Raw genomic sequence first — 25624 nt, 5'->3', positions numbered from 1 at the left:
GTATGACAGTGAATTTCCCAAAAGTACCTCACGCAGCAAATACTCAACCATTAAAGAGCAAAAAACAATCTGCAGTAGCTGCGTTTTTCTCCAATCTAATGAGAAGTTGGACAGGAATGCTTGGATTTCTCATTATCGTTCTCTTGCTGTTCATCAGTATTTTTGGTCAATGGATTGTTCCTTATGATCCACTTCTTGCGGACTTCGGTAAAAAATTATTACCCCCAATGACTGATGGTCATCTGTTAGGAACAGATCAGTTAGGAAGAGATATTTTTTCTCGAATCATTTTGGGAGCAAGAATATCAGTAATCATAGGTGTAACTACTGTGTTGATTGCTGGGACATTTGGAACAATTGTAGGAATTATTTCTGGATATTTCAGAGGTTGGATTGATGTTATCTTAATGCGCATTGTGGATGTTCAACTAAGCTTTCCATTCATCCTTTTGGTTTTAGTAATTAATGCGATTATTGGTACAGGTCTGCGTAATATCATTATTTCTTTGGCTATCGGTGGGTGGGTGATTTTTGCTCGTGTCATCCGTAGTGAAGTGCTCGCCCTTCGTGAGAAGGAGTTTATTATTGCAAGCGTAGCAACTGGTGTATCAAGAATTGGTATTTTGTTTAAGCATATTCTACCCAATTTATTTACACCCATTATTATTCTTTCTTCCCTTCAAATTGGGACTTATATTATTGCCGAAGCATCAGTTAGTTTCTTGGGATTTGGGGTTCAACCTCCAGAACCGGCATGGGGAAATATGTTAAATGAAGGTAAAGATTATATTTTCAGTTCATGGTGGTTAATCACGTTCCCGGGTATTGCTATAATGTTTACTGCTCTCGGTGTTAACCTTTTCGGAGATTGGCTTCGTGATACATTGGATCCAGAATTGAAAGGTGAGTAACAAGGAGGGATGATCGTGTTGGAAAAGATTCTGCAAGTTAATGACCTACGAATCCAATTTAAAAGTGGAAAAGAGACTGTTCAACCCATACGAGGAGTAAACTTTCACGTGAATAGAGGAGAGACTCTGGGTATTGTGGGTGAATCTGGTTGTGGGAAAAGTGTGACTTCCCTTTCAGTTATGGGCCTTTTGCCAGTGAAATCTAGTAAGATTGTCTCTGGCGAAATCCTTTTTAATAATAGGGATATTTCAAGGCTAAATGAAAAAGAGTTTCGTAAACTTCGAGGTAATGAAATTTCAATGATTTTCCAGGAACCGATGACCTCTCTGAACCCTGTCTTTACGATTGGTGAACAATTGAGCGAACCTTTAAGACAACATAAAAAGATGTCGAAATCCGAAACTAGGAAAACGATTATTACGGTATTAAAGCAGGTCGGTCTTCCGAGAGCTGAACAAATAATTGATGAATATCCTCATCAACTATCAGGTGGAATGAGACAGCGGGTAATGATTTCACTTGCCTTGTTGTGTCAACCGAAGCTAATGATTGCAGATGAACCTACAACCGCTCTAGATGTTACAATTCAAGCCCAGATTCTGGAGCTTTTAAAAGATATTAAAACAAAGAATGATATGAGCCTGATGCTTATTACGCATGACTTAAGTGTTGTTGCCGAAATGTGTGATCGTGTAGTGGTCATGTATGCGGGTGAGGTGGTGGAAGAGGCCGAGGTAAATGAATTATTTGATCGACCCTTACATCCCTATACCCAAGGGCTCATGAAATCATTGCCTTCCAATAATGAACGCAAAAGCACATTATTTTCAATCCAAGGTCAAGTTCCAAAACCTTCTGAAATTAAAGAAGGTTGTGTATTTGCAAATAGATGTCCATTTGCTTTTGAAAAATGTCTGGCAGAAACACCACCTGCTTTTAAAAAGGGCGAACATATCAGCAAATGTTGGCTACAGGAACCAGCATTGGAGGAGGTGAAGCATAGTGGAGAGCCAAGTATTGTTATCAGTTAAGAATTTAAAAAAGTATTATGAGATTCCACAAGGGATGTTTAAAGAAAAGATTCTTGTAAGAGCTGTAGATGACGTGAACTTTACAGTAATGAAGGGTGAAACTTTTGCATTGGTCGGTGAGTCTGGCTGTGGAAAATCAACAACAGGGAGAACGATTTTAAGATTGGTTGAACCAACAGCAGGTGAGGTCATATTTAAAGGTACTAACTTAGCAACTTTGCCGTATGATCAGATGCGTTCTATGCGCAAACAGATGCAAATGGTATTCCAGGATCCATATGCTTCGCTTAATCCGAAAAAAACTATTCGTCAAATATTAATGGAACCATTGAGGGTCCATGACAAATTCGATAAAAAAGAAAGATTACAGAAAGTCATTTCGATGCTTCAGATAGTCGGATTATCTGAATACCATTTAGACCGCTATCCTCATGAATTTTCTGGAGGACAAAGACAACGAATTGGAATTGCACGTGCGGTAATTCTTCAGCCAGACTTCATTATCGCAGATGAACCGGTATCGGCTTTGGATGTATCAGTACAATCTCAAGTCATCAATTTAATGCTCGAGCTACAGAAGGAATTTGGTTTAACATACTTGTTCATTTCACACGATTTAAGCGTCATTCAACATATGACAGACCGTGTAGCCGTGATGTATCTTGGGAAAATCGTTGAAATTGCAGAAACAGAGGATTTGTTTAATAATCCAAAGCACCCGTATACGCAAGCTTTACTATCCGCTGTACCCGTAAAACATCCAAAAGAAGAGAAGAGCAGGATCATTTTAAAAGGGGATGTTCCTAGCCCCGCTAATCCGCCTTCTGGTTGTACATTCCATCCACGGTGTCCATTTGCAATGGAAATCTGCAAATCCGTCATGCCTGAACCAACAGAGTTTGAAAAAGGTCACACGGCAAATTGCCATTTATATATAAAAAACGAGGAGGAAATTAAGCATGCTGTTATCTATTCCTAAAAGTGAGTTTCAAGAACGTCAACAAAAATTCTTTGGTAAATTAACAGAGCAAAATTGTGAAGCAGCAGTGGTTTTTGCAGTAACGGATATCTTCTATTTAACAGGGTTCCACTTCCATCCAACAGAACGTCCAATTGGGTTATTTGTTGACCCAAATCAGAAGGTTCATTTGTTCCTACCTGCACTGGAACATGAACATGCTGAAGAATACGGCGTAGTGGATTATGTCCACTCGTATCCGGAGTATCCAGGAATCAAGCACCCGATGGAGTACTTAAAAGAATTATTGGTTCAGTTCGGCTTTGAAAATAAAACGGTAGGTTATGATGCAATTGGTTATGGATCTTCTATGGGATACCGTGGTCAGTCGATTGATCAATTGATTACAGTTAAAGAGTTTGTTTCATTAAAAGGAATCATTGAGGAAATGCGCTTTATCAAATCCAACAACGAAATTGAATTAATTAAAGAGTCATGTCGATGGGGGAATTTAGCGCATCGATTACTTCAAAAATATACAAAAGCTGGATTAAGTGAAATTGAGATTACTAGTAAAGCTTCAATGGAAGCAACTATGGCTATGATTGAAACGTTGGGACCTGAATATAAGCCGCATGGTAAAACAGCTTATGCTATTTTTAGAGGACAAGTTGGACCAGAATCAGCGTTTCCTCATGCTGTAACTCAAAACCTAGTTCTTAGAAAAGGCGACACTTTGGTTACTGGCGCTGCTGCAGATGTTTTCGGCTATGGAAGTGAATTGGAACGCACAATGTTTGTTGAAGAAGTAACTAAAGAACAAGAAAAATATTTCCAACATATGTATGAGGCGCAGGATGTTGCATTTTCAGCAATCAAACCGGGCATTCCATATTCTGCGGTAGAGGCTACAGTTCAAAAATACTTTAAAGAAGAGGGCATCACTGAATTGACTAGCCATCATACTGGACACAATATTGGCATACTTGGTCATGAAGCACCGTTCTTTGATTTAGGGGATCATACTGAAATTAAACCGGGTATGGTCGTTACTGTTGAACCAGGTATTTATGTAAAGGGACTAGGTGGATTCAGACATTCAGACACGGTTCTTGTAACTGAAGATGGCATTGAAATGCTAACTTACTATCCTAGGGATTTAAAGTCTCTTATTTGTTAATAAATATTTGACACTTGGCAGAAGTCTGCCAAGTGTTTTTTAAAAAAGATAGGAAATTATATAATTTTCAGTTCTATAAATCCAGTGTTTCAACTATTTTGGAGAAATAGATTGATTCATGAATACTGTGGATTTCCGTGTTCCATCAATTTAATTTATCCTTTTGAAACTTTTTTGGAATTAGTATTGCAGCAGATAAAGTCTCTTGATTAATATTAATAGCCATAACCCAGTTCAACTTATTAAATTTAGATTGAAATAGAACGACTGACAAACCTTTCATACTGCTAGCAGGATGTTAACAACTAACTAGGGAGTTCACCACAAATTGACGGGAGTGACATTAGAGCATGAAATTCATCATCATTGTTGGCCCACAAGCTGTCGGGAAAATGACAGTTGGCCATGAACTAGAGAAGGTAACTGATTTGAAACTCTTTCATAACCATTTGACCATCGAACTGGTGCATCCGTTTTTTGATTACGGCACGGAAGCGGGTAACCGTCTCGTCAAATTGTTCCGAAGAGAAATGTTTGAGGAGTTTGCGAAAAGTGATTTGTATGGAGTGATTTTCACATTTGTTTGGCGTTTTGATATGCAAGTCGACTGGAAGTATGTTGAGGAAACCAGTGCCATATTTGAATCACGTGGCAACGAAGTATATATTGTCGAGCTGCAGGCCGATATGGAAGAGCGGCTCGAACGAAACAAGTCCCCACATCGTCTAGAACATAAGGCAACGAAGAGAAACATCGAATGGTCTGAGGCTCATATGAAAGACGTAGCGGATAAATTCAGGCTTAATTCAGTCGAGGGTGAAGTAAAGAAGGAAAACTACATAAAAATTAATAATACTAATTTGAGTGCGGAAGAAACGGCCAAAGTGATTCAGGAACGGTTTGGGTTGTGAGGTTTGAAAAGTATGTTTCATAAACAAAAGAATGAGAGAGACAAGTGAAGAACACGCTTGTCTCTCTCATTTTCGTCGTTCAGCTTTACCTTTAGTTGGCGGACGAAAGACTTGCAATTGTATTTGATCAGGAAGACAACCATTCATTTTTGTAAAGTAATCGTTTTTGATTTTTCTCAATAACAGTTTTAAGCGATAAATCTCTATTTTGAGCGATAAACCCTTCATTTTGAGCGATAAATATTTCACAAGCCCTGTTTGACCTGGAAAATAATCTCATTATACAAGTAGACTTGTGTTGAAACTTCGAATCGATGCATATGATAGTGATGAAATTTCTAATATGGGCTCCAACTCAATAGAATAGGTAGGAGGGGAAGAAAATAATTAGACACACACAGAAAGCTCCTTCGCAAGCGATGTTGGAAAAAATGAGTGAAATGGAACTGCAGCTAATGGAGATGAAAGACAAGAAGAACATTGTTACCCGTCAAGAAAAATCACGAGTGCGCAGAAATCTGATGAAATTGAAAATCAGATTTGACATGGTCAGTAATGAAGAAAAGGATGCTTATATCGAGGAATTGATGGAGTATGCCTTTTATGAAAAAACAGGTAAGTATCGAGACTCGACGGCAGCATCCAATGCATACGAATACATCTTGCACTTGGACCATCAAAATCCGGAAGCTCATTATCGCTATGCCTACTTGCATTATTCGAAAAGGGATTGGCTCAAGGCGATTGAACATTTCCAACGGGCATTGAACGTTCCGAAGAAACAGGATTCGAATTTCCCATTAGCTGAAGATCAAGTCATCAAAGCCAAATTGTTTATTGGCTACTGTGCAGCCCAAATCGCCAAGGACTCCCTAAGAGAAGCAAATGCACTGAATCAAGAAGCATTCAACTTGGCATACGAAGGTATCAGTATTGAGGAATTATCAAATCAATTGAAGCAACAACTGGAAAAGACGGAGTTTACCTTAATCACGTCGAGAGGAACACAAGGGATTTCCCCTAAGAAATACATAGAACTGCTGGATAAACTGGACAAAGAACAGCTGTTGATTAGTTTCGTAGAAGATCAACCATTTATCCAATTGGGTGACGATGCTAAAAATACGGTCAGTCCATGGGATGGCGTGATTTTGAAACGGTTACTGGTGAAAAGCATGAACAACTTGCCCGTGACATTAGCTGAATTAAATGGTTTCATCCCAGAAATTGAAACGATCAAGGAGCTTACATGGGATAATTACCGGCAACAAGTCAGACGCATCAATCAAAGTTTGAAGGAGTGTGGCTTTACGGAAAATCCGATTGTCGCGGATGCTGGCATGCAACGATACCGAATTCATATTCAGGATTTTTGTATTGTGGCACGAGAAGATCAATATTTATAAACGAAGACTGCTTTACAACTGGTGATGTGCCAGCTGTGAAGCAGTTTTTTTATGTGGATTAGTAAGAGCAGGTGCTGTGACAGGAGTGTCACAGTCCTTATTCTATACTGTGATTACCAAAATAAAAGGAGAGATGTTCACATGAAATATACACAATGGCAATCACTATTCACACGGTTTGGTTTTGACATCACAGAGGAAGGCAGTGACTTTAATGTCAGTCAGCTGAGCGAGGACAATGCGATGTTGCTTAATGCCATCCTGAAACAATTGAATGTTACATACTCGCTCTACCGTACGAAACTTCAAATTGACTCAGAGACGGTGACGGAAGGTGACTGGATCCAGGTGCAGGAACGACTGACGAATGGTTGTACGGAGATGCTACTTCCCTACGACAGGCTGCCCCTAGCAAAAACGGATCTTTACATCGCTGGACTGGTGACACAATTCAACAGACTGGGGTTTGCAACGAACTACTCATGTGACAGTCATAACAACAACCGAGCATATCTCGGCTTTCCATCTCGCGTAATAGCAAGAAATGCCGCTAAGTTTTGTGCGTGCATGCAACTAACCGCATCTTTAAATCGCGACACAGGAATTTCCTTTCAAATGAAAAGAGAGAGCTTACCTGCGATCGCTGAAAAAATGTCGACCATTACAAAGGAGGAGGCACAAAAGATGATTCAATCGGATTCGCTAGTACTGCCAAAAGATGATTACTTTACACAGCTTGAAACACTATTGAATATTCCAGGAGCAAGCGGCAATGAAGGACAAATCCGTAAATATGTCCAAGAACAATTATCGCCTTATGTGGATCGTATGGCGGTTGATGAAGCGGGCAATTTAATGGCGATCAAAAGGTATGGGCAGGGGCCGACTGTCTTATTGAATGCCCATCTCGATACAGTGGAAGAAATCGACCCAATCCGCATCATTGTTAAACAGCAACACCTTTGGTCGAGTAGCGAAGGGATTTTAGGAGCGGATGATCGCGCTGGCATTAATGTATTACTGGCCGTAGCGAAAACACTAACCAAAAAACATTTTACTGGAACCATCAAATATATTTTCACTGTAGAAGAAGAAATGGGTCTTTGTGGTGCAAGAGCCCTTCATGAATCTTTTTTATGGGACATTGATATGGCATTCGTGGTTGATCGACGCAATACATCGGACATTGTCATTTCAAGAGGAGAGTCTACACGATTCTGTTCGGTACCATTTGCAAGGGCAGTTGAACGCGTTGCGGCTCTAGAAGAATTTAGTGATTGGAAAACCACACCTGGCGGATCAAGCGATACGGTGATCTGGGCATCCCATGGGATTCAAAGCGTCAATTTATCTGCCGGTTATAACTTTGAGCATACAGACATGGAACAACTGGATGTTCAAGCAAATTACGAAACGTATGAGTTTTTACTGGCATTAATTCGAAATGCAGGGTATTTACGTCAAAGAATCTTGCCATATCGTGCGGTTTAAATAATTGATTGGTTCTTGTTGAGGGGGGTTAGGAATATTCTTTTACGAGAAGACTTGAATTTAGTTGTAGTTGCACAGTGAATTGGGATTGTAAAAACGTATCACTAGTTTAGAGGATGGGAGTGGATAACAATGGAATGGTCCTACTGGAAAGTGATTCTGAAATATGGGCATGTAGGCCAACGAAAAGAAGTGAGCGTCGCACGGTATTTAACCATGTCCAAAGAATTCACGTTGCTCGATGTCATGGCAAAAGCTCAACTGATGCCCGGTGTCAAAGCCAGGGGTATTTTATCCGCAAGACGCATCACCGTGGATGAATATTTAGTCGGGAACAGGGAAGAAGCTGAAAACTTTTACTTGCAGAAATTGAAGACCTTCAACCAAATCACAAGCTGAGTATCTCAGCATAAGGAGAATAACACTAATGAACGCAACATTGGATTTATTAAGGCCAGTGAAGATTGATTTGTTTAAAGAGAATATTTTGGGAAGAATAGGGAGATTGGTTGGGTGAGAATAGGCTGGTATAAGTTAAACACAGTAAAGACGTTCTAGGTAACCTAAAGTTACTTTACGAACGTCTTTATTTTATATCTTAAATTCTCTTTATGAGGAGTACTTAGTGAATTCACAAAATATGCCAGAGTGATGGGGTGGATACATATTCCATCTATAATATGTAAAGGAGATTGCTAAAATAATCTCCTATGTTGATTTTGTTGACGGTTATTGTTTTGTTTCTTTTCCTCTTTAATTCGATTGAAAAGCCTTACATTTGACACGTCATTATTTCTTGAGTGTCGTTGAGTCATCTCTTCGAGTTTTCTTACTGCAATATCAAATTCATCATTTGTCATTTTTTTAGTGGCAAGCATTGAGCACAAGTAAGCGAATGCAATTGATGTCGTATCAACAATCACATTTACATTTACATCGACGTCTGAATTTCCACTTTTGCCAATTGAAGATTTATTAAAGTCCACATCATTTATAAGCGAATTAGCCTGACTTTTAATGTCGTTATTGCTTTTTTGAGAATTGTTATTTTTAGAATTGTTCAATTCTATTTCTCCTTCCCTAGAATAATGAGATAGTAGGATAGTTTATCTCCTATCCCACCATAATAAATAAAATCTAAGCCTTGTTCTTAGTTAGACTCTGCCCGTCCTCTTGAACGGGAGTCAGAATCAACATCAACATCAATCCAAACTCTTGAGTTTCCACTATTATTAACTCGTGCAATGTTCGTATTGCGATCATCATTTCTTAAGTCAGTATCAACATCTGTGTTACTTCTGAAATCTATATCAGATCTTGATCTTGAATCAGAATCGCTATCGGAACGACTATTGGATCTAGATTGGTTGTTTCGGTTATTATTATTAGAACGTCTGTTATTTCTCCATTCATTACTCATTTCTTTCACCTCTTTTTCAGTATTATAGTTATAGTTTATTCACTGAATAAAAAAGACATGGACACTTAGCTAGATATTAGAATCGATCATCAGACACTGACCGTGCTCTTGAACGGGAGTCGGAATCCACATCAACATCAATCCAAACTCTTGAGTTTCCACTATTATTAACTCGTGCAACGTTCGTATTGCGATCATCATTTCTTAAGTCAGTATCAACATCTGTGTCATTTCTGAAATCGATGTCAGATCTTGATCTTGAATCAGAATCGCTTCTGGAACGACTATTAGATCTAGATTGGTTGTTTCGGTTGTTTCGGTTGTTGTCATTGGAACGATTGTTGTTTCTCCATACATTACTCATTTCTTTCACCTCTCTTTTGGTATTATAGTTATAGTTATAGTTTATTCACTGAATAAAAAAGACATAGACACTTAGCTAGATATTAGAATCGATCTTGGTCAGACTCTGCCCGTGCTCTTGAACGGGAGTCAGAATCCACGTCAACATCAATCCAAACTCTTGAGTTTCCACTATTATTAACTCTTGCAATGTTCGTATTGCGATCTACATTTCTTAAGTTAGTATCAACATCTGTGTCATTTCTGAAATCGATGTCAGATCTTGATCTTGAATCAGAATCGCTATCGCTTCTGGAACGACTATTAGATCTAGACTGGTTGTTTCGGTTATTATCATTTTTACGATTGTTGTTTCTCCATTCATTACTCATTTCTTTCACCTCTCTTTTGGTTTTATAGTTATAGTTTATTCACTGAATAAAAAAGACATAAACACTTAGCTAGATATTAGAATCGATCTTGGTCAGACCTTGCCCGTGCTCTTGAACGGGAATCGGAATCCACATCAACATCAATCCAAACTCTTGAGTTTCCACTATTATTAACTTTTGCAATGTTCGTATTGCTATCTACATTTCTCAAGTCAGTCTCAACATCTGTGTTATTTCTGAAGTCGATATCAGATTCAGATCTTGATCTTGATCTTGAATCAGAATTGCTATCGCTTTCGCTTCTGGAACGACTATTAGATCTAGACTGGTTGTTTCGGTTATTATGTTTAGAACATTTGTTGTCACATGAACAATGATGGCTTCTCCATACGTTACTCATTTCTTTCACCTCTCTTTCTGCTTTATAGTTATAGTTTATTCACTTAATAAAAAAGACATAGACACTTAACTAGATAGTGGAAAATATATTTATTAATTTAGAGTTGTGATGATTTATATCACGTTTCAAACACCAATGTTATTTCGTGAAAAAGTGAATTACCGTGAATTACTTGAATCCAGATGGCCACAAGAAGACTGTCAGACGAAAAACTGATCACCGAGTCAGTTAGATTATTATTTTTCAACCTGTATGCTTAGAATCACAGTTACGGCACTGGGAATTGGGATGGGAAACTAGTTGATTTTTTCGGAGAATCAGAGTCTAAACGCACTTTCAGCTTGTTAAATAAGCAAAAAGAAAGAGCATCTATCTAAATATAAATACCATGGCAGTCAGATTTCAGCTGATAGGAACAAATTAATCAAGTGATTTTAATACTTTTGATAATGCATTTAAGTTTTCGGATAAAGGAAGCACCATTCATATAGTTCAGTCGCAGCGGATCTGGAAAGGCAATCATCCAAGTCCTGAATAAGAAATCGGGTTAAAATGAAAAAGACGAGCGTAAATCACGCTCGTCTCTCGGTTTTTACAGGCAATCCTGCGGCGGACTGCATCCCTGCTTCTGCGGTTACTTGTCTCAAAGGAAACTTTACATTCTGGCAATTAGTGATCTTTGTTTGGTTAACGAAAGAATGGTCACATATTATATGGAGAGAAAGCTGCCGAAGATGCAATTTCGGCAGCTTTCTTGCTTTTATTATTTTTACCCACTCCACATATTAATAAGGTATCCCAATCTTAGTTATTAATAATACTTAATAGTTGGTCGCCAAATTCATTTACTTTTTGATTACCGAACCCTTTAATTTTGATTAGTTCTTCTTTGTTAGTGGGTCTATGTAATAAGAGTTCGTGTAAGGTAGCATCACTAAATATATGAAACGCTTTATAGCCTTTTTCGTTTGCAAGTTTTTTTCTGAACGCTCTCAGTTTTTGTTCAACTAGATCATTATTGATAACCGTTTTTTTAACAGGTAATTCAACGGGAATATTCGTCGCAGCTTTCAACATATATCTCTCTGAACTAAATGGTTTACGTGTTTGGTTGGCAACAAGAAAATTGGCCGTTTTATATAAATAAGCAGGTAAAACATTTCGATCTGAGAATTTCTTTTGTTCTTTTTCTAATAAAGGAACAAGATTATCAATTCTACAAATCATTGATTTTACTTCTTCAGGAGCGTGAGTCATATCAATTTCGTTTCGTTCATTCGCAAATGTTACACCGCTGATAATCTCAATCTTATTGATTAGGTTATGTTCCCTTAAAAACATATTTAAAATATCTCGTTGTCTTTTGGCCTGTCTTAACGGGCTATAAACACCTTCTCTAAAAACAGTACGAGTTCCTTTTTTAACGACCCGAGTAAAATCTCCACTCTCAGATACAACAATATTCCCCATGAACTTCTTCACTTCTAAAACAAAAATAAATTGTGGTGTGATAATAATAAAGTCATACTGTGCATGATAATCTTCAATACTTATTTCTATATCATGAAGAATGATCATTGGAATAAACGAATGCCTCAATTCATACATAACATTCTTTTCTCCAGATAATCCAATGTGGGCAAGTTTTAGATGTTCTTCTACAAGGGTTTTATTTATATCTATATGTGAGGAGCTTTTAAGTAACTCTAATTCCTTAATTAGGGTAGACACTTCTGTTCGATCCTGCAAAATGATAGGCTTTTTTAAATCATCCGCATCCATTATTTTATTTACTAATTTTCTTAATAAAGACATGCAATTACCTCCGAGTGAAATTAATCTTATATCCATACTTTTAATAAGGTTATTATAACGTAAAAACAAAGTTAAATTTGGGTATAAATGAATTTTATGTAAATTACGAATTAAATTGTTCATATTAATCATTGCCAAACTCTGTTTTGTATGCAGTTTTATTGAGATACTAATAGAAGAGAAAGAAAATAAGCTCCATTATCATGGGCTTACAAGATTTTCTATAAATTGTTAATCGGAAAACTAATAATAGTTATATAATATACATAGTATTTATGATAAAAATCTGCTGTGGTAAAATTATGGTAGGTAGTGTTTAGGGGGAGTAAAAATGCAAGATAGAGATATATGGAATGAACTAATAATAGATAATAGATATGATCATGATTATAGTTACGATGGAATCGTTCGGAATATAAAGAACAACCCATCTGGAGCCATTGCGAAAATGGAGTTGGTTTTCAAAAATCTTTCTTTCGACAGAATGAAGCAGCTCACGCACACATTAAATGTGAAGCCCATGGCTTTATGGTATTTCGATTTAAAATTAATGGATTTCATCTGGAAAGAACTGAGAAGTAAATATCAAGCTCCAGAAATGGAATATAAGGAAGCAAATGTATTTATCGAACTAGCAAATAAAAAACGTATAAAAGACCTTTCATCGGATGAAGCCGAAATCGCGATGCAAGTTATTATTTTCTTAACTAAGCAAATCATTGAGTGGAAAGAAATAAATGCAAGCAGTAGTGAGGATTCTAATTCAGAAGTAGCAGCGTCTACTCTAAATAATGATGAAAGTTCAAATAGTGGAGTTTATATCGCACCACGTGTTGAAAATGAAGGTTTCTTGAAGACATTATCTGTACTGCAGTCTTCTTCAAAAGAATCAGTTGTAAATGCCGATAGCTTTGGTCAGTTCAGAAGCTATATGCATGTGCAGCGATCCATAGAATTGGAGATTATCAGTCTTCTGGAGAACGTCCAAGCGAATAATACACCGACCCTTATCATGCTGTGTGGTAGCGTGGGAGACGGAAAAAGTCACTTACTGGCTTACATCAAGGAAAAACGCCCTGAGCTGTTAGCCAACTGTAACGTACATAACGACTCTACTGAATCGTATGATCCTACAAAGACTTCATTAGAAACGCTTGAAAGAGTCTTGAATGAATTTGATGACGATAAAACGCCAACAATGAGCTCTCTAATCGCCATCAATCTAGGGGTACTTCATAACTTTTACAATCAACAGAAGAGTAAAGGGAAGTTCAACGCTCTATGTGACTTCATCGATCGTAGCGGAGTCTTTCAGCAAAGTGCAAACGCAGTTCAGGATGATTCCCGATTCAAGCTATTAAACTTTGCGGAATTGAAACCTTTCACACTTGAAGCGAACGGACCAAGCTCTGATTTCTTTTTGAATATCATTAATAAAATCACGGATAACCAACCTCTTAACCCATTCTATCATGCTTGGTTACGCGATCAGGAGAATGGAATATCAACTGTGATTCATCAAAACTACGGCCTTCTACGCAACCCGAAGGTCAAAGAGTCTATTGTGCAGATCTTGATTGAAGCGATGGTTAAAGAGAAAATCTTTATATCCACCAGATCGTTTTATAACTTTATATATGAAATTATTGTACCGGTGAATGAAGTTACCCAAAGTCAGAGTAGCTTTGATTTAATCCAAAATAGCTTACCGAATCTATTATTTGCCCATCCGGATCGCTCGCAATTATTAAAAGCTTTGAGTGAACTGGATCCATTAAAAAATAGATCAAGTGAAAAAGATGAAATGATTACGGAATTTCTTCTTAGCCAGGACAAACAAGGGTTTATCAACAACAAGTTTGCGAAAGAAAACCAAGATTCCTGGATTCCTAACATTTCTGGAATTAGTAAAGAAAACTATCTCGAGATAACCAAATTGCTCATCAGACAAACATCTCTTTTATCCGACTATGAGAGCAATGAGAGTTATCGAGACTTTATTAATTATCTATATGCGTATTACACGGGAGATGGCGACAAAATCGGCGTCCTCTTTGATATGTTGAAAGATGTGGTCTTTTCTTGGAACGGCTCACCGATGGATGGCTATATATTCACGGGTTCAACGAATAAAGAGTTCAATATCGCTGTTCCAGTTCAGCTAGAAGAAGATGTCGATGAAACCATTTTTAGTTCGATGGAAGGGAAAGCGAGTATCGATCGGTTTACCCCTTATTTAAAAGTAGGATTCAGACAGAATAATGAACGGTATTTCTTTGAGCTGGACTTTGCCCTGTTTTCGCTTCTTAAGAAAATAAGAAAAGGATACAGACCGAATAAACAAGACATTCAAAATGCTCTTCAATTTAATGAGCTGCATGAAAAAATTATCAAATCTGCTGAGAAAAACAATAAGATTTTATTGCTTCACAAGAAAACGAATGCCATGTATGAAATCTCAAAACCTAGGTTTTCACAGGCGAAATTTGAAATGAAGAAGGTGTAAAGCCATGGAATATAAATTAGATTTCGATAGAATTGAAAAATTCACACTAAAGGGTGGTAAATACACGTTCAGACGTAGGCAGCAAACTTACTTATTGCCACTTCCAACCCGTAAACCAGAAAGAGCCAAGTTTGAGAATGGTTTTTCTACTATAACTGGTGCAGTACTTAGAGCAATTAATGACAAGAATATCCTAAAAGAGTCGGATCAGAACTTTATTGAACATATCACCAATATGGGCAAATTCAATGATGATGAATCAAAAGAGATTTTCAAACATTTTGTTGAAAATCAAATCAATGAAATTGAAAATTCAAATGTCACTAAATTTAACCAACTGGAATATATCCCTTTTACGGAAAATGAAAATGAACGAAAAGGAGAAATTGATTTCTTTACGTTTTTCTATGACTTTTTCATTACCAACAATAAGGAAGAACTTCAGAGCTTGTTTAAAAATCTATCGGAGCAGGATTTGATTTCTTCCATTTTGGATTTGTCTAGTGATGGTGAAAAAACTGTAAACCAAGCAGGAAAATATAGAAATACATTTCCTGAACTGCAAAAACAATTTCTTGCAGACATAAAAACTTTGTCTACAAACACGAACTTCTTAATTGAAAACATTTCCTCACTGTTTGTTCATTATGCCTTTATCGCGATGGCTCAATTAATTATTCAAACGAATAAATTAACGAATTTCAATGAGTTGGAGTTGTCTCCAATCTATTTTTTAATGAATTGGGAAAAGGCGTCAAAATGGAGAAATGGCTATAAAACAGGCTACAAAATGTTATTGGAGCAGTTTGAGGGCTTCTTTGCACACGAACATGCTTTAAATATTGTGGGTCTGAACACATTTTCTGATAAACCGAATCAGTTTTATCATGACATTGAAAGAGAACTGAAAAACGTAGGACCAGAAGAAGAAAAAATGTTTGTTAAATCAATCTATGAGTGGATTCACAGTTTTTATAAAGAGCAGAATGGAATCAATGTAGGTCTGCCTGAAAACGATGATAATAAATCCCTGGACGAGGCTTTTAAAGACTTAGTGTCCGTTATTAAGCAGAGACTAGATAATGCAGTTAATTCACGATATGAAAAAGCATTTGAAGCTTTTATTTCAAAATTCTACCGTAAAAACGGTGGTTCTTTAGGAACGATTCTTTCATTGAAACTCGATCAATTATTGATGTTGGTGGCCGTTTCGGTTGGAGAATCTTCGAATCGAATCGAATTAAAACAACTATGGGATGAATTCGAAAAACGAGGTGTCTGGCTAGATCACCATTCCAAGGAAGAAGTGATAAACACTTTGGATAAATTGAATTATCTTGATAAGAAAAGTGATAGTGGGGATGCTCAATATGTTAAATCCATTTTATGATTATATAGGCGGACAATTAGTTACCTTCTTTAAAAAAGAATCCGAAGAGAATCGAATAGACCGCTATTACTTGTATCTGCCTGAAGAAAATCTGGTAGACGAACTGATACAAGTTTTGAAAACGGATAGCCATGCGGAAAAATTTGTTTATCAACATGAATCAGGTTTGTCAAAATATGAAACAATCTCATTGAATTTCAACGAAACGAAATTCGTCATTGCTTCCACAAATGACAATACCAGCATTGATTTCCTTGTCACTCTGCGTAACGAAATGAGTGAACAAAAAGGACAATGGAAAAATACAGCACTAATCATGATCTGTAATACGATAAACGATTCGATTAGAGGCGGTAGCAGGGATTTAACTTCAGAAGGGCTTCCTCTACACGTCAGCCAGATTGTTGGGAACTTGGAAGAACTTTTATTCAAGAGTGAACTAATTGACAGTGAAAAAGTGGTATTAAGACATTACTTGAATAAAAGAGAAGCTGAACACAGAATCGAAAATTCTTCTTTCTTGGACTTTGAAGATATACTTTCACTGTTAAAAAAAGCACGGCTAGATCAAGGTGATTTTGCAGCATTAAATTATTTCCCTGACTCTAGCTTAGTAAAACTTGTGGAAGTCCGAGATTCATATGAATACGAAAGTAGTAAGTGGAAAAAGGAAGATAAAAATATTGCGTCCAGATTGGAAGATAATACGTCGCTATTTGAAGATGTGGAACGTACTAGACAACTGGGGAATGAGAAAGAAAAGTTGGAGGAACAGTTCGATAAAGGTGCCTCGAAATTGAGAAAAGATGATTGGGCATCGACAGATTTTCAGGAGTTAACGGAATGGATGATCAAAGTTAATGAAAGAAAAGTAATTTCCTTTAACAACGATAAAGTCAAATCTGTTTTAGTAAGCGAGCAGTCTAATAAGGAACTGACTACCTGGTTAAGACCAAAATCGGATTCGGTAACGGGTAGAAGAACTTGGAGTTTAATTGTTTTTCACCCGGATTATGTAGAGGGTGAACATATTGAAATTAAAGTTCCTTTTGATCGAAATACATCTGACAAATTTTTAGTGCAGAATAGTTTGAAATTCACTAAAAGCAAAGGTCATTCATTAATAGCGAGTATTAAACTAGAGCATTCGGGTCGTACGTTTAAACGTGTGACATATAAACATGAAGACAGTACTGCAAGCACTTATAACTTTAATATTCTGGTAATCAAATGCAATGAAGACTTATTGGATTCCCATAAATCTTCGTACTTTGTAAATGCTAGTTCAATGGCTAATCAAGCTCTTCAATTGGAACTGAAAGACCAAAAACTAGTCATTGGTACAGGTGGGGAAACTACTTTAGTTCAATCAGTAGAATCGGAAGTTAGTTTCAATGAAGGTGTGGAAATACACTTCGAACTAGGACTGCTGGATGAAATGGAAACGAGCTTCAAGTTCATGTTGAATTCGAATGATTTTGTCATCCCGATTGAGATCAAAGATATTGTGTTAAGAGTTGTTCCGATTGAGCCGATGCGTATTTGGGAGAAAAAAATCAATAGCCAAAACACTTACTTGGGCAATGAAGATTTCTCGAGAGTGGAAATCGACCAACTGCCATTCGTGACACATGAGCAAGACCGGAAATATTTCATGTTCGAAAAACAATGGCTAAGCATGATGCCTAAAAGAGCGAAGCTGGCAATAAATGAAATGGTGGAAGAGCCATTATTCATGCCTGCCAAGTTGGAAGGAGCCTATCACAACTTCCTGAACTTATTGAAAGAGACAAACACCATTCCGTCCTTTACCTATTATTCAGATGAACTTGTTGAGTATGCGGAAAAATATATTGAAGAGTATGTCGAAGCGATCGACAATATCAGTGATGGCGAGTTAATGAAGAATGATGAAAGAGATCTTTTATATCTAGGGGCACTTTTTGACGAGAATGAAATCTATATGACACCATTTTCTCCGTTGAACGTGGCGTACCAGCTTCAATTGACGAAGGAAACTGCTGGTGAAAGCATAGACAGTAATATATTGAAGAGACTAAAAGCTGCTTATACTATTCCGTTCTTAATCGGAACAGATGGTCACTTATTTAAACCGGATTCTACAAACCGTATTCCGGAGTGGCATTTGTTCAAACCGAGAGAAGAAGTGTCAATCGGCGAAACGAATAACTACTTGGCGCAGGTTGTACAGGAAAAAATCAATCAGTTCATGGATCATTATGATTACTTGTTTGAAATCGACAGTAAATCCGCACTGCTTTTAAATATCGTGAATATTAATAATGACCGTGAAATACTCAAGGGAATCATTAACTGGTTTAAAGTAGAAATCACGAAAAATAATTCACTGAGTAATTTAAGAGACATTGTGGTGACTTCTTACAATGTGAGCTCGAATATAAAAAGCGCTTTTGATTTGATGAATGAGATTGAAGAACCATCAATTCTGAAAGATGAGCTTGGAATTGATATCAACATAAAAGACTTTTATGCCGAGGACATATTAAGAGCCATTCAATCGTCCTTACAGTATGCAAAAAGAGACATCAATGAACAACTGGAATACAGTCATGTGACGTTCTACAAAATGAAGAATAAAGAACATATCGCCAAACAAAAAGTGGATCAAGCTCCTAGTAGCATTAACTTAGGTGGTATTTATACGACAGTATCTTCTCATCGAACAGAGGATGGGGGATACAGAGTTGGGTTTGGTGTAGGAGATGCTGCACAAAATCAAACATTGTTAACAAAATACGCAACCAAGATTAATGAACTAAGTGCAAACCGTACAAATGGCGGGCATGACCCATATATGAAAAACATTGCTTTCGCACTTCATATAAATAATGAAGACGAAAAGTATCTTGCAGAACTATATAAAAATAGCCATTGGTTAACGTTCATTGACCCTGCAGTTGATTTGAAGTATTTCCAGGAATCATCAAGCAATCTAGTCATTGTTCACTATAGCGACCAATTATCTTCAACTAGCCATTTCGATGCCATTACCGTTACGGACAAGTCCAATCAATATTTTAAAGTGATTAAAGAATTCTTGTTGTCGCAACAAATAGCGGTAGAAGACGAGAGAATTGAAGAGGTAATCAAAGCCTTTAATACGTTTAATGGAGAATGGTTGCTACGAGCAGTTCAAGGCAAGTCACACGATAAACGAGAAAAAATGAGTATCGTTTCTGCGATTAAACGCTCTTTACTATTCTTTGAAACTGAAAATATTGTATGGGTTCCAATATCAATGGAAGAAATCGTGCGAGTAACAGGCAATATTAAATTGAGCAAAAAAGAAGGCATCTTCTCCGGAAAAACTATCGGTAAAAAAGGAAACTGCAGCGATGATTTATTGATGATGGGACTAGAGCTAACCGAGGATGAAAAAGTATTGGTTCATATGTACCCGGTTGAAGTTAAAATTGGGAACAATCAATCGTCTGTAATCGAAAAAGGAATTTCTCAAGTAATCGCTCTGAAAGAAAGACTAGATGAGCAGTTATTAAAAGAAAATAATTTCGACTCCAAGTTCCTGAGAAACTTCTTTGCTCGCGTGTTAATCAATAATGCCAACAAAATGAAAGTAAATAATATATGGCCTGAAAAGAATTACACCGTCAGCTCTACTATGATCGACAAACTGCTTAATGATGACTTTGAAATCACAAGTTCACTAAGAGCAGAGTTTGGCCAAGGAATGGTCATGTCATTTAAAAAAGGCATAACCGAGAGTAGACAAGAAAGAAAAAATGGCGTCATCGTCTATGAGATTCCAGAACAAGCAGGATACGCAACTTTAGCCGTATCCATGGAAAAATTGAAGAATGATGACTTCAGTGAGATAGAGATTGTGGAATTACCGGAAGTGGTGGAGGTGGTAGAAGAGGAAGTAGTGGTGAAACCTAATCCTGTATATCCACCGGTAAAACCAGAAATACCTGAAGAAACACCAGAAGTAGAGGTAGAAGTGCCGGAAGAAAAATCGGTTGATTCGGAAGAAGAGTTGATTTATCCGTTACCTCCTAATGAAGATGTGGAAAAAGTAGCTGATGGTTCTGCACCATACGTTCCGGAGGAGTCAAAGTCTGATGATTCAGTAGAGCCAACTGTAACTCAAACAGGAATTAGACCACTAATGGGATTGGAAAGACAGGAACCCATCCACTGGGAATTCAATCACTCGCAACTTTCAAACAGACATCTATTGATTGGTGGGCGTTCAGGTCAAGGGAAAACGTACTTTATCCAGTCTCTTCTGAAAGACTTTTCTAAATCAGGTCAACCAGCATTGGTCATCGATTACTCAAGTAGTTTTACGACAACCCAACTAGATCCGGCCTTTTTGGCAAGTGTGGGGGACAAATTGCATGAACGAATCGTTTATCATGACAAGTTCCCAATTAATCCATTTGTCAGACGTGAAAAAGAAGTAGCAGGTAGAGTGTCAATAGAGAAGACTTCCGAAACAGCAAGAAGAGTCCAGGATGTATTCGCAGCTGTCTATAAATCATTTGGATCCCAACAAAAAAATGCAATCTATGAGGCAACAAAAGCGGGCATAGACATGTATGGGGACAAAATGAAAATGGAGCATCTGCTTGAACGGATAGAAGAACTTGAAGGATACTCAAGCACAGTATTACAGTCCATTTCAAGTCGACTGGTTCAATTCGTCGATATTGATCCGTTTGACTATGACGGCGAAGCGCAGTGGGATAATTACTTCAATACCCCAGGGCAAATCACGGTAATCCAGCTGGCTGGCTACGACCAGGATGAGATTAAACGTATCATGACCGAATTTATCTTGTGGGATTTATGGTATTACACACAGCGAGGTACGAAAGAAAAACCGATTCCAGTTGTATTGGACGAAGCACAAAACCTTGATTTCTCGGATGGCTCACCAACTGCCAAAGTGTTAAGGGAAGGCCGTAAATTCGGTTGGGCTGCGATGTTTGCAACGCAAACATTCAGCAACTTCGAAAAAAATGAACTTGCCATTTTAGACAATGCTGGAACAAAGGTTTACTTTAACCCAGCAGAAAGCGAACTGAAAGTCATTGCGAACAGAATCGGAAATGCCGACATCGAGGACTTACGCAGATTGAGAAAAGGTCAGTGCATGGTATTGGGGCAGTTTATGAAGTCGAATGGATCTATGTCTAACCCTGAACATCATATTGTTCAGGTGCCGGAGATTAAATCAGAGTAAAAAGGAAAAAGCTAATCTTGCGTGGATTATATCCAGCGAGATTAGCTTTTTTACTTCGTGGAGTTCATATATATGCACTAGTTTAATAAAGTAAACTATTTTGATGAATCTTTTTGAAATAAAGAAATTTAGGGGTAGATCAGATATACTGAAATTATCAGACTATGAATATAAGGAGTGTTATATTAATACATGTCGATTGCTCATGAATCAACAAAAGTGAATCTAGACTTTTTAGTAAAAGAACTTGGTCTTAGACAGGAAAGAAATACAAAAGTCTTTCGTAAAGGGAAAATATTTGTTGTCTCTCCATCTGTCCAAAATGATAGTAATTGGTTTGACATTGGAGAGAGTATTATGGATTTATATAATTCCGATCAACACGAAGGATATTTACTTGTCAGATTTAAAGATCGGTTTATCATGGCGAAATTAAATGCATTTAAAAAGAAAATGATGCTAGATGGCACTCAACCTAATACAAATAAGCTGCCACCACATTGGAAGTTTAAGATAAAAGAATCTGCTAATCCTTATATAGTGAATATGGCAGATAGTAAACTTATGTATCCAATTCAAATCCCTTTTCCTACTAAAAGTCAGCTTGTGAAATTCTTTAGCAAGAAATAATTCAATCAAATACATGACAATGATGTTTAAAAGGAGAGAAGAAATTGATTAATGTTGTTGGTGCAATAATAATAAATGATAAAAAAGAAATTCTTTGTGCATTGAGATCTGAAAAAATGGCTCTACCAAATTTGTGGGAGTTTCCAGGAGGGAAAATAGAACATGGAGAGTCTCATGAAAAAGCTCTAATTAGGGAAATTAGAGAAGAGTTATCTTGTGAAATTGAAGTACATCAATTTGTAGAAGACACAGTATATGAATATGAAACATTTACCATAAACCTAATAACATACATATCAAAAGTAATAAATGGTACGCCATTTGCTTCAGAACATGCTGAATTAAAATGGGTACCCATCCAAGAATTATTAACTTTAGAATGGGCACCTGCAGATATTCCAGCGGTTAATAAGCTATTATCTAATCAGATCGTGGTATAAGTCCTCTGGGACCGGGTTATGAAGTTTCCAAATAATATTCATTGGTTTATCACCGTGGCTGCTAACATAATCGACTTCACCTAAATACGTAAATGGCAAAGTCATGTTGTGTAGTTGAGTAAATTTACGAACAAATAAGTGAATATGGAAACCTTTTTCTTTATGATGTACATAATCTTGTCCACGTCCTGAAGAGTGAGAAGCACGATTTTCACTTTGCCACATAAATGTAGAAGGATCTCTGAAGCTATCTTTGTATCGTATACTTTCTGCAATATCTTCAGATTTATTCAAATTGATGAATAGTAGATAGTGATTGTCTACTCTACTTATCCCTTCGCGCCACGTGTTTTCTGCAACCTTAGCTTCGAACAAGAAAATGAGTTCATTTCTTGAATAGTTGTTATATAAAGCAAGGCGTTTTGAATTTTGCAGCATATCTTCTCTTTTAAACGTTCTACTAAATTCAATAAGTCCGTAGTCAAGGCGTTCATTTAAGTAGTCTCTAAAACCTTCTTCTTTTAGTAACTGGAAGGTCTCATGTGAGAATGTGAATACATTGTTAGTGTATGTGCCGAGAGCAACTTGTTGTTTTGGACGCATATTTGTCAAGCGGATCATTGCACGCACTATTAAAGTGTCATGTGAATTTGGATCTATATGAATTGAAAATCTTTTGGAAAGCCATAAACGAACGTCTAATACAGAAACATCCGACTGCAACATTCCAAGTTTATATACGGCAAATTCGTATGGCCATTTAAGTGGAAGCATACCTTCAATTCTTTCAATTAGAGACATCTTGATTTCATCAGATAATAATAGTTCATCAAATGAAGATAAATCACGCATAGACTTTTTAGTTTTCACCCAGGATTTATGTTTATACAAAAAGAAAGTGAGACTTGGAGCTTCTTCAGAATAGAGGAAGTCCATAATTTCAGGAGATCGTCCAAGATCATGTTTAAATTGATAGTACATTTCTTTTAGTATTTCTGTAGGATTTAATTTAATCGTTTCTAACCTTTCCAGAATCTCTCTTTGTGCAATAGGATCAAGTTGAGCAAAGGAACCTGCCGCTGTATCTGCAAATTCATGAGCCACAGAAACTCTTAAGGAATCAACATCAAACGCTTTGCTGTTATATTGACCTGATAAAGCTAATGGAATAATGAAAGATTTTCTGTAATTACCGATGAAATCCAACACTGTGACATATTCTTTATTGTCTATTTTTCGTAATCCACGACCTAATTGTTGTATGAAGATCGTTGAAGATTCTGTTGGGCGTAAGAAAAGCATTAGATTAACTCGCGGAATATCGATCCCTTCGTTGAAAATATTGACCGTAAATATTATAGATAAATTATCGGTAGGTTCTTCAAGTCGTTTTATCATACGACTTCTATGTTCAACCGAATCTTCGCCAGTTAGATAGATTGTTTCAAATCCTCGTTCATTAAATTCATTTGACATAAATTTCGCATGATCAATATTTACACAGAAACCAAGACCATATAGGGTATCTCCATCAAAACCGTATTGATAAATTTTTTCAATAATTGATTCGACACGTTCATATGTGGATAGAGCCTTTGTAAGTGAATGTTCTTCGTAATGGCCATTGGTTACTTTTACTTTGTCGTAGTCTACAGTAAGGTCGGATAATCCAAAATAATGAAAGGGAGCTAATAGCTTAGCTTCTAATGCATCTCTTAATCGAATCTCATACACAACGTTATTATCACATAATGAAAGTACGTCCCTACCATCCATTCGTTCAGGGGTTGCAGTGAGACCTAAAAGAAACTGTGGTTCAAAATAAGAGAGTACTTTTTTATATGTAGCTGCTTCTGCATGGTGAAACTCATCAACAATAATGTAGTCAAAGGCATGCTTATCAAACATTTCTAGGGTTTTGTCCTTGGATAAAGATTGTATTGTACTAAATATAAAACGTTTATCATATTGTTTCGACGTTCCTGTGATCTTTCCACAAAGATCTTCATCATTGAATAATGAAGTAAACGTTTTTATGGCTCCATTTAATAACTCTTCACGATGGGCAATGAATAATAGTCGATTTGGTTGGAATCGTTGCACATCAAAGGCGGATAAATAAGTTTTTCCTGTACCTGTCGCGGCAATAATAACGCCTTTTGATTGCCCTTGGTTTCTAGTGAAGGAAAGATTTTTTAGTGCCTCTTTTTGCATTTCGTTAGGTTCTATTCTAGGTTCAACCATGTATTCTTCTGTTCTTTCAAAAGTAAATGAAGACATCTCTGAATTCTTTTGTTGATTTTGATATTTTTCATATTGTCTTAAGAAATTCTCATCTGCAGCAACTGCATTTGGTAAAGCCCACATTTTATTGAAAAATAACTTGGTTTGATCAAAAGCAGGTAAATGCTCTGAATGAGGAATCTTTACATTTAATTCATGACCATTGATTAACGCAGAATGTGAAATATTGGATGAACCGATTATCACCGTATTTAATTCCGATTTCCTTTTAAAAAGATAGGCTTTAGTATGAAACGATTCATTTTTTAATGGAAGAATTTTTAATTCAACGTTTTTAAATTGTTGTAAGTGGCGAATTGCTTTAGCTTCAGTAACATTTAAATATGTAGTAGTTAATATTTTCACAGGTATATTTCGCTTCTCTAAATCGATCAGTTCTCTAGTTAAAAGTTGAGCACCTGACATTCTAATAAAACTAACTAGAAAGAACACTTCATCTGCCGTTTTCATTTCATAAGAAAGTGTTTTAAAGAAATTCTTAATTTTATGTGCATCATTATAAAGTACATCAACTCTAGATAAAAATAGATCTTCTTTTAAAGGCAATTCTTCTAATGTATCAGAATAAGTGATCATGGATAGCGGCAAATGAAAATCTGAATTGACATCACCATCTGTAATTTGATGAACTTTGTTAAGAAGTTTGTATATGTCAGTGAAGTTGTTTTCGTCTGCGAGAGATCTTATTTTATCGCCGATGACATTCGCTGCATGCATGGAAAGCGTTTCTACATATTCATCTAGACCTAATTTTTGAATTAATTTAGTTTCTGGGTAGACTTTATTTTCCATATATAGCTCTTCCATAATTCCCTTAGAATATTTGCTCATGGTTTCCTCCAATTTAG

At 36.7% G+C, this 25624-nt stretch carries 20 protein-coding genes; 13 read left to right on the top strand and 7 right to left on the bottom strand.

The features are described from left to right. Nucleotides 1–2 precede the first annotated feature (2 nt). The 8 genes from GY23_RS09170 to GY23_RS09135 all read left to right on the top strand — a co-directional run bounded on the left by GY23_RS09170 (nt 3) and on the right by GY23_RS09135 (nt 8288). A complete protein-coding gene (locus GY23_RS09170) occupies nt 3–911 on the top strand; it encodes an ABC transporter permease (RefSeq protein ID WP_075618884.1) in 909 nt (302 codons plus the stop codon). A 9-nt stretch (nt 912–920) separates the two neighbouring features. Then, entirely contained in the window at nt 921–1943 is a 1023-nt protein-coding gene (locus GY23_RS09165; RefSeq protein WP_075618883.1) for an ABC transporter ATP-binding protein, read from the top strand. Between the two features lie 34 nt (nt 1944–1977). Further along, nucleotides 1978–2922, top strand: a complete 945-nt coding sequence (locus tag GY23_RS09160) for an ABC transporter ATP-binding protein (RefSeq protein ID WP_245827630.1) — start codon at nt 1978–1980, stop codon at nt 2920–2922. Then, nucleotides 2903–4081 (top strand): M24 family metallopeptidase, encoded by a 1179-nt coding sequence (locus tag GY23_RS09155; RefSeq protein WP_075618881.1) that lies wholly within the window; start codon nt 2903–2905, stop codon nt 4079–4081. The genes GY23_RS09160 and GY23_RS09155 overlap by 20 nt, the downstream gene beginning before the upstream one ends. A gap of 350 nt (nt 4082–4431) precedes the next feature. Then, nucleotides 4432–4992 carry a DEAD/DEAH box helicase family protein gene (locus GY23_RS09150; RefSeq protein WP_075618880.1) on the top strand — a complete coding sequence of 187 codons (561 nt, stop codon included), beginning with the start codon at nt 4432–4434 and terminating at the stop codon, nt 4990–4992. Between the two features lie 419 nt (nt 4993–5411). Then, entirely contained in the window at nt 5412–6398 is a 987-nt protein-coding gene (locus tag GY23_RS09145; RefSeq protein ID WP_075618879.1) for a tetratricopeptide repeat protein, read from the top strand. Nucleotides 6399–6539: 141 nt separating this feature from the next. Then, nucleotides 6540–7889, top strand: a complete 1350-nt coding sequence (locus tag GY23_RS09140; RefSeq protein ID WP_075618878.1) for a M20/M25/M40 family metallo-hydrolase — start codon at nt 6540–6542, stop codon at nt 7887–7889. Nucleotides 7890–8021: 132 nt separating this feature from the next. Next, nucleotides 8022–8288, top strand: coding sequence for a hypothetical protein (locus tag GY23_RS09135; RefSeq protein WP_075618877.1), 267 nt, complete (start codon nt 8022–8024; stop codon nt 8286–8288). Between the two features lie 296 nt (nt 8289–8584). On the opposite strand, the gene GY23_RS09130 is transcribed toward GY23_RS09135, so the two are convergent. The 6 genes from GY23_RS09130 to GY23_RS09120 form a co-directional block, all read right to left on the bottom strand. Beyond that, nucleotides 8585–8953, bottom strand: a complete 369-nt coding sequence (locus GY23_RS09130) for a hypothetical protein (RefSeq protein WP_084544083.1) — start codon at nt 8951–8953, stop codon at nt 8585–8587. 86 nt (nt 8954–9039) lie between these two features. After that, nucleotides 9040–9309: a hypothetical protein gene (locus tag GY23_RS18010; RefSeq protein WP_139311091.1), complete on the bottom strand. Its 270-nt coding sequence runs from the start codon at nt 9307–9309 to the stop codon at nt 9040–9042. Between the two features lie 204 nt (nt 9310–9513). Then, the gene (locus GY23_RS18260) at nt 9514–9666 is read right to left on the bottom strand and encodes a hypothetical protein (RefSeq protein ID WP_161487591.1); all 153 of its coding nucleotides are present in this window, start codon (nt 9664–9666) and stop codon (nt 9514–9516) included. A gap of 220 nt (nt 9667–9886) precedes the next feature. After that, complete coding sequence (locus GY23_RS18255; RefSeq protein WP_161487590.1) at nt 9887–10036, bottom strand: hypothetical protein; 150 nt, start codon at nt 10034–10036, stop codon at nt 9887–9889. A 214-nt stretch (nt 10037–10250) separates the two neighbouring features. Then, entirely contained in the window at nt 10251–10409 is a 159-nt protein-coding gene (locus GY23_RS18250) for a hypothetical protein (RefSeq protein ID WP_161487589.1), read from the bottom strand. 838 nt (nt 10410–11247) lie between these two features. Next, entirely contained in the window at nt 11248–12258 is a 1011-nt protein-coding gene (locus GY23_RS09120; protein WP_075618876.1) for an HRDC domain-containing protein, read from the bottom strand. Between the two features lie 331 nt (nt 12259–12589). Between GY23_RS09120 and dptF the strand changes: the two genes are divergently transcribed. From dptF to GY23_RS09095, 5 genes are all read left to right on the top strand, one after another. Further along, nucleotides 12590–14764 carry a DNA phosphorothioation-dependent restriction protein DptF gene (gene dptF / locus GY23_RS09115; protein ID WP_084544081.1) on the top strand — a complete coding sequence of 725 codons (2175 nt, stop codon included), beginning with the start codon at nt 12590–12592 and terminating at the stop codon, nt 14762–14764. A gap of 4 nt (nt 14765–14768) precedes the next feature. Then, entirely contained in the window at nt 14769–16154 is a 1386-nt protein-coding gene (gene dptG / locus GY23_RS09110; RefSeq protein ID WP_075618875.1) for a DNA phosphorothioation-dependent restriction protein DptG, read from the top strand. After that, the gene (gene dptH / locus GY23_RS09105; protein WP_075618874.1) at nt 16135–21402 is read left to right on the top strand and encodes a DNA phosphorothioation-dependent restriction protein DptH; all 5268 of its coding nucleotides are present in this window, start codon (nt 16135–16137) and stop codon (nt 21400–21402) included. The genes dptG and dptH overlap by 20 nt, the downstream gene beginning before the upstream one ends. Nucleotides 21403–21594: 192 nt before the next feature. Then, nucleotides 21595–22032, top strand: coding sequence for a hypothetical protein (locus GY23_RS09100; protein WP_075618873.1), 438 nt, complete (start codon nt 21595–21597; stop codon nt 22030–22032). Nucleotides 22033–22076: 44 nt separating this feature from the next. Further along, on the top strand, nt 22077–22472 hold the full coding sequence (locus tag GY23_RS09095) for a (deoxy)nucleoside triphosphate pyrophosphohydrolase (protein ID WP_075618872.1): 396 nt from the start codon (nt 22077–22079) through the stop codon (nt 22470–22472). Here the strand turns inward: GY23_RS09095 and GY23_RS09090 are convergent. Beyond that, nucleotides 22449–25607 carry a DUF3427 domain-containing protein gene (locus GY23_RS09090; protein ID WP_075618871.1) on the bottom strand — a complete coding sequence of 1053 codons (3159 nt, stop codon included), beginning with the start codon at nt 25605–25607 and terminating at the stop codon, nt 22449–22451. The genes GY23_RS09095 and GY23_RS09090 overlap by 24 nt on opposite strands. Nucleotides 25608–25624: the final 17 nt, after the last annotated feature.

This window comes from Paenisporosarcina indica, assembly GCF_001939075.1.
Classification (GTDB): domain Bacteria; phylum Bacillota; class Bacilli; order Bacillales_A; family Planococcaceae; genus Paenisporosarcina; species Paenisporosarcina indica.
The sequence above is the reverse complement of the archived record's forward strand: the minus strand, read 5'-3'. Positions and strand labels throughout refer to the sequence as shown.

Coding starts and splice junctions, on each gene's coding strand:
- GY23_RS09170 (WP_075618884.1), top strand. CDS start 3: ATGACAGTGAATTTCCCAAAAGTACCTCACGCAGCAAATACTCAACCA.
- GY23_RS09165 (WP_075618883.1), top strand. CDS start 921: ATGATCGTGTTGGAAAAGATTCTGCAAGTTAATGACCTACGAATCCAA.
- GY23_RS09160 (WP_245827630.1), top strand. CDS start 1,978: ATGTTTAAAGAAAAGATTCTTGTAAGAGCTGTAGATGACGTGAACTTT.
- GY23_RS09155 (WP_075618881.1), top strand. CDS start 2,903: ATGCTGTTATCTATTCCTAAAAGTGAGTTTCAAGAACGTCAACAAAAA.
- GY23_RS09150 (WP_075618880.1), top strand. CDS start 4,432: ATGAAATTCATCATCATTGTTGGCCCACAAGCTGTCGGGAAAATGACA.
- GY23_RS09145 (WP_075618879.1), top strand. CDS start 5,412: ATGTTGGAAAAAATGAGTGAAATGGAACTGCAGCTAATGGAGATGAAA.
- GY23_RS09140 (WP_075618878.1), top strand. CDS start 6,540: ATGAAATATACACAATGGCAATCACTATTCACACGGTTTGGTTTTGAC.
- GY23_RS09135 (WP_075618877.1), top strand. CDS start 8,022: ATGGAATGGTCCTACTGGAAAGTGATTCTGAAATATGGGCATGTAGGC.
- GY23_RS18010 (WP_139311091.1), bottom strand. CDS start 9,309: ATGAGTAATGAATGGAGAAATAACAGACGTTCTAATAATAATAACCGA.
- GY23_RS18260 (WP_161487591.1), bottom strand. CDS start 9,666: ATGTATGGAGAAACAACAATCGTTCCAATGACAACAACCGAAACAACC.
- GY23_RS18255 (WP_161487590.1), bottom strand. CDS start 10,036: ATGAATGGAGAAACAACAATCGTAAAAATGATAATAACCGAAACAACC.
- GY23_RS09120 (WP_075618876.1), bottom strand. CDS start 12,258: ATGTCTTTATTAAGAAAATTAGTAAATAAAATAATGGATGCGGATGAT.
- dptF (WP_084544081.1), top strand. CDS start 12,590: ATGCAAGATAGAGATATATGGAATGAACTAATAATAGATAATAGATAT.
- dptG (WP_075618875.1), top strand. CDS start 14,769: ATGGAATATAAATTAGATTTCGATAGAATTGAAAAATTCACACTAAAG.
- dptH (WP_075618874.1), top strand. CDS start 16,135: ATGTTAAATCCATTTTATGATTATATAGGCGGACAATTAGTTACCTTC.
- GY23_RS09100 (WP_075618873.1), top strand. CDS start 21,595: ATGTCGATTGCTCATGAATCAACAAAAGTGAATCTAGACTTTTTAGTA.
- GY23_RS09090 (WP_075618871.1), bottom strand. CDS start 25,607: ATGAGCAAATATTCTAAGGGAATTATGGAAGAGCTATATATGGAAAAT.